Source organism: Acinetobacter stercoris (assembly GCF_900323515.1).
Lineage (GTDB): Bacteria > Pseudomonadota > Gammaproteobacteria > Pseudomonadales > Moraxellaceae > Acinetobacter > Acinetobacter stercoris.
The window spans coordinates 1-5,651 of sequence record NZ_OOGT01000234.1; the positions used below are offsets into that span (position 1 = coordinate 1).

General features: G+C 37.4%; 8 protein-coding genes. 2 read left to right on the top strand and 6 right to left on the bottom strand.

Annotated features, from left to right (window positions below):
- Positions 1-138: 138 nt before the first annotated feature.
- Complete coding sequence (locus KPC_RS17335; protein ID WP_121975594.1) at positions 139-939, bottom strand: enoyl-CoA hydratase-related protein; 801 nt, start codon at positions 937-939, stop codon at positions 139-141.
- 111 nt (positions 940-1,050) lie between these two features.
- Between KPC_RS17335 and KPC_RS17340 the strand changes: the two genes are divergently transcribed.
- Positions 1,051-1,620, top strand: coding sequence for a nicotinate-nicotinamide nucleotide adenylyltransferase (locus KPC_RS17340; protein WP_171334535.1), 570 nt, complete (start codon positions 1,051-1,053; stop codon positions 1,618-1,620).
- A gap of 116 nt (positions 1,621-1,736) precedes the next feature.
- The gene (locus tag KPC_RS17345) at positions 1,737-2,270 is read left to right on the top strand and encodes a YceI family protein (protein WP_228212312.1); all 534 of its coding nucleotides are present in this window, start codon (positions 1,737-1,739) and stop codon (positions 2,268-2,270) included.
- Between the two features lie 25 nt (positions 2,271-2,295).
- Here KPC_RS17345 and KPC_RS17350 read toward each other — a convergent pair whose 3' ends face one another.
- The 5 genes from KPC_RS17350 to dapD all read right to left on the bottom strand — a co-directional run bounded on the left by KPC_RS17350 (position 2,296) and on the right by dapD (position 5,551).
- Positions 2,296-2,760, bottom strand: coding sequence for a peroxiredoxin (locus KPC_RS17350; RefSeq protein WP_121975595.1), 465 nt, complete (start codon positions 2,758-2,760; stop codon positions 2,296-2,298).
- 65 nt (positions 2,761-2,825) lie between these two features.
- Positions 2,826-3,224: a hypothetical protein gene (locus KPC_RS17355; RefSeq protein WP_121975596.1), complete on the bottom strand. Its 399-nt coding sequence runs from the start codon at positions 3,222-3,224 to the stop codon at positions 2,826-2,828.
- Between the two features lie 16 nt (positions 3,225-3,240).
- Entirely contained in the window at positions 3,241-3,912 is a 672-nt protein-coding gene (queC, locus tag KPC_RS17360) for a 7-cyano-7-deazaguanine synthase QueC (protein ID WP_121975597.1), read from the bottom strand.
- 30 nt (positions 3,913-3,942) lie between these two features.
- Positions 3,943-4,653 carry a 7-carboxy-7-deazaguanine synthase QueE gene (queE, locus tag KPC_RS17365; RefSeq protein ID WP_121975598.1) on the bottom strand — a complete coding sequence of 237 codons (711 nt, stop codon included), beginning with the start codon at positions 4,651-4,653 and terminating at the stop codon, positions 3,943-3,945.
- Between the two features lie 76 nt (positions 4,654-4,729).
- Positions 4,730-5,551, bottom strand: coding sequence for a 2,3,4,5-tetrahydropyridine-2,6-dicarboxylate N-succinyltransferase (gene dapD / locus KPC_RS17370; RefSeq protein WP_121975599.1), 822 nt, complete (start codon positions 5,549-5,551; stop codon positions 4,730-4,732).
- Between the last annotated feature and the right edge of the window lie 100 nt (positions 5,552-5,651).

The window sequence follows — 5,651 nt, forward strand, 5'->3', positions numbered from 1 at the left end:
CTTTTATAAAACATATATTTGTAATTTGACTGGTTGATTATTAAATATCAATAATACACTAGAATATTTATGTGAAATGTGATCTTATTAAAGGACATCTCTCATTCGAAATGTCCATTTAAAAAATCATAATTTTACTTAATTGAATTGTGAAAAATCTGGTTTACGCTTTTGCATAAATGCCTGAACTGCTTCTGCCATTTCAGGTGATTGCACACGTTTCATGAAGATTTCTGCTTCATCATCAATACAATCTATAATTTCCTGTAAATTATGCTTTATGAGTGCTTTGGTCTGTTTGAGTGATGCAATTGGTAGTGCTGCTAACAATTTTGCCTGCATATCAGCATGAGCATATACATCTTCTACGATTTCATTGACCAGCCCTGCATTAAGCGCTTTTTCCGCATTGAATTTTTGCGCTGTAAATAGCAATTCGGCAGCTCTATGATAACCGGCTTGCTGGATAAGCAGTTTACTTGCAGCACCTTCTGGTGATAGCCCCAGTGTAACAAATGGGATTTGGAACAGGGCAGTATTGTCACTATATACAAGATCTGTATGTAATAACAAGGTTACACCAATACCGATCGCTACACCTTTTATTGCCACAATTAATGGTTTGGAAAATTTTGCAGCCGATTTGAGTAGTACAAATGGTGGATTGTCACCAGCCTTTCCAGCTAAAGGTTTTTGTGCAAAGGACAGAAAATCCTGCATATCATTGCCTGCAGTAAAATCATTGTCTAAACCACGTAAAATGATTACACGTACATCCTTATTTAGGTCGGCTTCATCGATTGCCTGCGCGATCCATAAATATAATTCGCCATATAATGCATTTTTTGCTTTGGGTCTATTGATGGCTAAAGTCAGTACACCATCTTCTAATTTTGCATCTAAATCTTGATGAGGCTGTTGAATACAATTGAGTGTCATCGTACTATCCTTGCTTTAAACTTAATTCGATTTTATGTGTTCATTATGTCGTATAAATGATGTTTATGTTATTACTGATGAGTTCATAAAAATTTAGACTTCTGACCGTGTATGAATAAAACCTTTGATTATCTTGTTTACATTGGACGTTTTCAGCCTTTTCATTTAGCGCATATGCAAACTGTAGAGATTGCCTTGTTAGAAAGTGAATTCGTGATTCTGGCATTGGGTTCTGCCCAAAATGAACGAAATACAAAAAATCCTTTCCTCGCTTGTGAGCGTGAGCAGATGATTTTATCTAACTTTTCATTAGAAGATCAAAAACGCATTATTTTTGTTCATGTTATTGATGTCTACAATGATGAAAAATGGGTAAAGCAGGTAAAAGGTTTAATCAATACTGTTGTAAAAGCTGATAGTAAAATCGGTCTAATCGGGCATTTTAAAGATGAGACATCTTATTATTTAAAGTTATTTCCAGAATGGCAAATGTTTGAGTTGGACAGTTTAAAAGACTCGATCTCGGCAACTCCTGTTCGTGAAGCATACTATCGGGGGGAAATACAGGCTGAGGCATTTCCCACAGGTACAATTCACTTTTTAAAACAGTTTCAAAAAACTCCAATTTATCAACAATTACAGGACAAATACCAGACTCAAGATACAACAAATCTTATGTAGGGTAGGTTTATGAATTTGCCAGATGGATTAAGCTATTGCTTAATAGAAAAATAAAGAAATATAGTGGAGGTATTTCAGTGTTTTATAAGGAAAATCTTTTTAAGGCAAGATTTTTTTTGTCCTTTATTGGATTGAATTTCATTATAGGCGTCGCTTTTGCCGCGAACTGGAGCTTGAGTCCTGAAAGCAATGTAGGCTTTTACATTGAATCTATGGGAATAAAAGTCATAAAAGGAAAATTTACTCAGGTTCAATCTGATTTTAATTTTGATATAAAAGCGCCTCAAAATGCGCAAACAACATTTGTAATTCATGTAAACAGTCTAAACTTAAATAAATCATCGATGCAAAAAATGATGTTAGATAAAAATCGTTTTCATGCAGAAAAATATAAAACCATCATGTTTAAGAGCACTCAGTTTAAACTGCTTGAACAAAACAAATATGCCGTATCAGGGCAATTAACACTCAGAGGGGTGACCAGACCAGTTGTATTTATGACAGAGTTAACACCGACTGAAAATGTACACGTTATGAACATTCGCTCCAGAACTCAAATTGATCGTAAAGATTACGGGATGAAGCCTGCATTTGGCGGTATTGGTGAAAAAGTGAATTTAGTGGTCGATGGACAAATAAAAGTTAAATAAAAGCCCAATTCAATGGGCTTTTATTTTATGCATTTTGCAATGTTTTCAAGTCTTCAAGGACTTGTTCTGCGTGACCTGCAGCTTTTACTTTACGATAGCTTTTAACAAGTTTGCCATTACGATAAATAAAAGTTGAGCGTTCAATGCCCATTACTTTTTTACCATACATATTTTTTTCTTTTATAACATCAAAATGTTTACAGAGCTCTTCTTCTTTATCACTGATTAAATCAATAGTTAGAGCCTGCTTTTCGGTAAAATTCTGATGTGCTTTTACAGAGTCACGAGATACACCGATAATCGTTGCTCCGAGTGCATCAAATTGATCTTTTAAGCAGGAAAACCCAACGGCTTGTGTAGTACAGCCTGGTGTCGAGTCTTTAGGGTAAAAATAAAGAACTAGCCATTCAGTCGTAAGTTCAGAAAGGTTGATTTCTCCAGATGTCGTAGGAAATGATTTATTCGGTAAAGTGATATTTTCTGTTGTCATTTATTAGATCTCCATAAAAAACTAGCCACATAAAGTGGCTAGCTTGAAAGTTGTTAAATAATAAATTATTTACCAGATGCTTTCATTGCAGCTTCAGCTAAAGTTTTTAACTTGGCAGTAAGCTGAGGGCCAAAACATGTTTGCAGGTCACGGTTTTGTTGTTGAACAAAAGCGAGGGAAGAAGGGTTTTTCTTCTGGTTTACAGCACTTTGGATTTCCCATTTTTGTGCTTCAGTGACTTTACCTTGTGCTTCGATTTGACAAGAACAGAATTTGCTTACTTCAGCAGAACTAAGTTTACCGCCTTTAGCAGTTTCTTGTTTACAGACATTCACTAATGCAGATTTAACATTTGTGCTTTTATACGCCTGTTGAAGCGCATTATCAGCCGCATGAGCTACTGAACCCATCATGGCAAAGCCTGCAAATAAAGAAAGAATAATATTAGATTTTAACATTTTCATAAATTGGGGTACCTGTTTATTGCGGTATATAACGTGTTGGGTCTGCAATACCTGCTTCGATAAAACCTTGCTTACGCAATCGACAGCTATCACATTTACCACAAGCGCGTCCTTGGTCGTCAGCTTGATAGCATGAGACTGTTTGACTGTAGTCTACGCCATGTTCCAACCCTAAGCGTATTATATTCCCTTTGGATAAATGTAACAGGGGTGTTTCAAATTTTAAAGGTTTACCTTCAACACCGACTTTTGTAGCAAGTCTTGCCATATTGGCAAAAGCCTCTATAAATTCTGGCCGGCAGTCAGGATAACCTGAATAATCAACGGCATTGATGCCAATGACGATCGCTTGTGCATCAAATACTTCAGCAGCAGCCAGAGCATAAGAGAGGAAAATAGTGTTACGTGCTGGAACATATGTAACAGGAATACCATCAGACTCCTGTTCAGGAACATCAATATTGTGATCAGTAAGAGCAGAACCACCCAAATTACCCAAATCAATATTGATAACACGGTGTTCAACACCAGCACGTTTAGTCAAAGCCCTGGCTGCATCAAGCTCGGTTGTTGAGCGTTGTCCATACATGAAACTCAAGGCAACACATTCATAACGTGCTTGAGCCCATGCAAGGCAAGTTGTTGAATCTAAACCACCTGATAATAACACGATAGCGCGAGGGCGCATTTTAATATCTCCAATCAATAGGTATGCAGATTAACGACCTGTTTCATCATTCCAGAGCAATTTATGTAATTGCAATTGGAAGCGAACAGGGAGTTGGTCGTCTAAAATCCACTGGGCGAGATTTCTCGCTAAATCTGGAAGTTTTGCAGCATTTTTTTCAACGGCAAATGCCGGTGAAAACCATACATCACTTACGATTTCATGCAAGTTATATTCCAGCACTTGTTGTTTTGACCATTCATAATCTTCACGATTACAGATCACAAATTTAATCTGATCGTGTTGAGTTAAGTGATCAAGATTACTCATCAGGTTACGATGATCTTCACCAGAAGTAGGCGTTTTTAGATCAAGCACTTTAGAAACACGAGAATCTACTTTTGATACATCCAGTGCACCGCTAGTCTCCAAAGATACTTCAAAGCCTAAATCACATAATTGTTGTAATAGTGGAATGCAATTGGGTTGTGCAAGAGGTTCACCACCTGTCACACAGATAAACGGTGTGTTAAAGCTTTCTGCTTGTTGAATAATTTGCTCTAAAGACTGGCGCTCGCCACCTTCAAAGGAATAGGTTGTATCACAATAGGTACAACGCAAAGGGCATCCAGTAAGACGAATAAAGACTGTTGGTAAACCAGCGGTATTGGCTTCACCTTGTAATGAATAAAAAATCTCGGTAATCCGCAGACCTGCCGCAGGGTCAGTTACAGGAATATTTGCAGAGCGTAGAGAGTTCATAACATTTACCACAGTATATAAAATGAAAAATCTCTACGACCCTTGAGATCGTAGAGATCTTGGAGAGCTTTATAAATTAGTCAGCACGTAACAAATCATTCAGACTTGTTTTTGCACGAGTTTTTGCATCAACTTTTTTCACGATGATTGCTGCATATAAGCTGTAAGAACCATCTTTAGAAGGAAGGTTCCCTGGCACAACTACTGAACCAGCAGGTACGCGTCCATAATGGACTTCACCAGTTTCACGGTCGTAAATTTTGGTTGATTGACCAATAAACACGCCCATTGAAATTACTGAGCCTTCTTCAACAATTACACCTTCAACGATTTCAGAACGTGCGCCAATGAAGCAGTTATCTTCAATGATGGTCGGATTGGCTTGTAAAGGCTCTAAAACACCACCAATACCTACACCACCTGATAAGTGAACATTTTTACCGATTTGGGCACATGAACCTACAGTTGCCCAAGTGTCGACCATGGTTCCTTCATCGACATATGCACCAATGTTTACATAAGAAGGCATAAGTACAACGTTTTTTGCCTGAAAGCTACCTTTACGAGCAACGGCAGGTGGAACAACACGTACACCTGATGCTTTGAACTGTTCTTCAGTCCAATCCTTAAATTTAGTATCTACCTTGTCAAAGAATTGAAGATCGCATGACTCAATTGGTTTATTGTCATTAAGCTTAAAAGACAATAATACTGCTTTTTTCAACCATTGATGAACAACCCATTCACCATCGATTTTTTCAGCCACTCGAAGTGAGCCATTGTCCAAACCAGCAATAGCTTCCTCTACTGCTTGGCGTACTTCTGCAGGACAATCTGTAGCAGTATAATTTGCACGGTTTTCAAACGCTTGTTCAATAATCGTTGAAAGCTGAGACATGAATCTTCCTTCCCAAAAAAATTTCCAAGATTTTACACTAAATTCATACAGGCTGAGTTAAAAAATGGTGAAACTATACGAAAAACAGAAGATTCTTTAT

Excerpts from the sequence above, each read along its gene's own strand:
- KPC_RS17335 (WP_121975594.1), bottom strand. The coding sequence starts at position 939 with ATGACACTCAATTGTATTCAACAGCCTCATCAAGATTTAGATGCAAAA.
- KPC_RS17340 (WP_171334535.1), top strand. The coding sequence starts at position 1,051 with ATGAATAAAACCTTTGATTATCTTGTTTACATTGGACGTTTTCAGCCT.
- KPC_RS17350 (WP_121975595.1), bottom strand. The coding sequence starts at position 2,760 with ATGACAACAGAAAATATCACTTTACCGAATAAATCATTTCCTACGACA.
- KPC_RS17355 (WP_121975596.1), bottom strand. The coding sequence starts at position 3,224 with ATGAAAATGTTAAAATCTAATATTATTCTTTCTTTATTTGCAGGCTTT.
- queC (WP_121975597.1), bottom strand. The coding sequence starts at position 3,912 with ATGCGCCCTCGCGCTATCGTGTTATTATCAGGTGGTTTAGATTCAACA.
- queE (WP_121975598.1), bottom strand. The coding sequence starts at position 4,653 with ATGAACTCTCTACGCTCTGCAAATATTCCTGTAACTGACCCTGCGGCA.
- dapD (WP_121975599.1), bottom strand. The coding sequence starts at position 5,551 with ATGTCTCAGCTTTCAACGATTATTGAACAAGCGTTTGAAAACCGTGCA.